This window comes from Oribacterium sp. oral taxon 078 str. F0263, from assembly GCF_000469565.1.
Taxonomy (GTDB): Bacteria; Bacillota; Clostridia; order Lachnospirales; family Lachnospiraceae; genus Oribacterium.
In genome coordinates this window covers 1-2,252 of the sequence record NZ_KI273086.1, presented here as the reverse complement: position 1 = coordinate 2,252, position 2,252 = coordinate 1, and the positions used below count along the sequence as shown (strand labels likewise).

The 2,252-nt window shown below is 37.7% G+C and carries 2 protein-coding genes; both read right to left on the bottom strand.

All coding sequences use genetic code 11. From position 1 onward, the window contains the following. Positions 1–53: 53 nt before the first annotated feature. The gene (locus tag HMPREF1986_RS01985) at positions 54–1,949 is read right to left on the bottom strand and encodes a hypothetical protein (protein WP_021773066.1); all 1,896 of its coding nucleotides are present in this window, start codon (positions 1,947–1,949) and stop codon (positions 54–56) included. 10 nt (positions 1,950–1,959) lie between these two features. Then, the gene (locus HMPREF1986_RS01980) at positions 1,960–2,181 is read right to left on the bottom strand and encodes a restriction endonuclease subunit S (RefSeq protein ID WP_021773065.1); all 222 of its coding nucleotides are present in this window, start codon (positions 2,179–2,181) and stop codon (positions 1,960–1,962) included. Positions 2,182–2,252: the final 71 nt, after the last annotated feature.

The following is a 2,252-nucleotide window of genomic DNA, read 5'->3' as shown; positions in this document are numbered from 1 at the left end:
CACTCCTGTTACAACTATAGTATATCACAACAGTCTAACTGGTTGGGAAAGTACTATTTAAGGTACTTTTCCTTATCTTTTTTTAATGCAGACCAGATAGTTTTTAATGCAGACCAGATAGTGTATATAACGACTACTGCATTTACAGCCTTTGAAATGTATGCCGGGATTTTTGAGTTGCATTTGCTTTCTAAAACAGCCAATACTACAACAACTCCTAACTTCCAGCCAATACTCCGAATAAACCGAAGTACATTTCGGCGACGGTTCTTTTTCTGCAAAGCTGCTTCTTCTTGCTGGCGATATTTATTGAGTTCATCGCGGAGTAAAGCGTTTTCTTCAGATGAATTTTTAATTGCATTCGCTTGCGCTACAATGACAGTTTCCTTTTCTCTAAGTGCTTTCTTATCATTTTTGACCTGTTCTTCATATCTGCTCAAGTATTCGGGAGTGAAATCCATCATTTCATCAATATCATCTCCTTGCAGATCTTCCGGAAGAACGGGTTTGTTCTTAAGCGTAATAATGCGAGCAGCAACCTGGTCATTATCAATTAAACCGTCTGCATACTCCTTTTTAACCTTCGCAAATTCCTTTTCTGCATTTTTAGCAATGCTGGCCGACAATACAATTCGAGCCTTTAATACAGCACTTACACTAGAAGGGAACTTGGCTTTTGAAAAACCATTTCCAAGTTTATACCAAAGCAGACTGGTTATTCTATCAAGAGAAACAGCAAAATTGCAGATACTACCTAACCCTTCTGTTTCTTTGATGTTATCCGATACATCTTTAGATATAAGTAGGGTGGTCTTGGTATTTGTTACAATGAGATGTTCAGATTCGATATCATTGTGGAAGCGGCATCCATTACGAAGCTTGTTAATATGGCTAATTAACTTAATTGCCGTTTCCTTTTTCTTTCTTTTATCGTTCTCATCATCGTAATCAAAGCTCTCCAGATTACTAGTGAAACATTCTTCGCTGTAATAATTACTTGTGGAATCTTCTGTAATGCCAAATGAATACTGTATTTTGTGGTAAAAGTCGGATTTCTTTACATCCACATCAGCTGTTGTGCTACAGCCGTCTGTTATCGCTTTCATAGCAGGCTTATCAAGAAGACGACGTCGTTTTCCTTCCACTATTTCACTTGCTGTATCAAAGAATTCTTCAATCTCTTTCTTGATCTCCGAGAAATAACGAAGGTGTATTTTTTGAGTTTTACCAGGGTTAGCTGTGCGGACTTGAGTCAAAAAATCGTCAGCAAACTGCTGAAATATTTCTCCGTTATATCCGACAAGACTAAATAAAATCTCTGTTCCCAAGTAAAGCGTTAGTGGCTTTGTAATACTTCCGGTTTCTCCAATACTATGACTTAAACCTATGTAAAGGATACTGCCTTCACGTATTTTATCAATTCCATCTTGTATTTCTCTGTTCTGTTCATTTTTTAGAACGAACTCTCCGATGAGCTCAGAATATTTAGTTGACTGTGAGGGCGCATCTTCCACCAAAAAATTAGTAAGTTCTTGTGAAAGTGTCTCCACACTAATATTATTACCCGTTCTAAAAGATATGTATTCAGATAGCAGTTCGATTATGCGTGATTCATATTCGTCTGATTCTGTTTTCGTTCTCTCAAATAACGAATCTGTGCATACTTGATTCTGCGAGATATTATATATACCATCTGCTAAGGTTGCACCGGGCAAGTTTTTGAGGGCGGTCTTAATAATAGCCTCCGGAATAGAAAAACAGAAATGACTGCTCAAGCGATTCTTCATTTCAATGGCTGAAAATGAATACAATGAATCCTTCAGAATGATATAACTAATGAACTCTCTAAGAATCTGATATGGACTTTGGTATTGTTTTGCATCTGATAGGCTTTTTATTGTTGCAAACGATGCCATGATTGACGTTGTATTCGTTTGTTGCGTTTTCATTCTTTTTACCTCATTTCAGTCGTTCACACAGCGGCAGCAGTTCTTCGATTTTTGCAACGATGCGCTTTTGCTCAGCAAGGGGCGGGAGCGCAATAAGCCCATTAAAAAAGTCTTTCTCTCCAATTGCAGGATAAGCAACTCCCTTTGATTTATCGCTCGCATTAGCAAAACGCATAAAAGTGGGAGACAGTAAATAGTAATACAGGTACTTATTAACTGAAACTTCCCACATGGGAAATGTCTGTGAACCTTGAGAACTCCCAGATCACCCTTATTTTCATCAATGAATCGATAAGCCTCTAA

What these genes read in the sequence shown, in the direction of transcription:
- HMPREF1986_RS01985 (WP_021773066.1), bottom strand. Translation starts at nt 1,949, where the DNA reads ATGAAAACGCAACAAACGAATACAACGTCAATCATGGCATCGTTTGCA.
- HMPREF1986_RS01980 (WP_021773065.1), bottom strand. Translation starts at nt 2,181, where the DNA reads ATGTGGGAAGTTTCAGTTAATAAGTACCTGTATTACTATTTACTGTCT.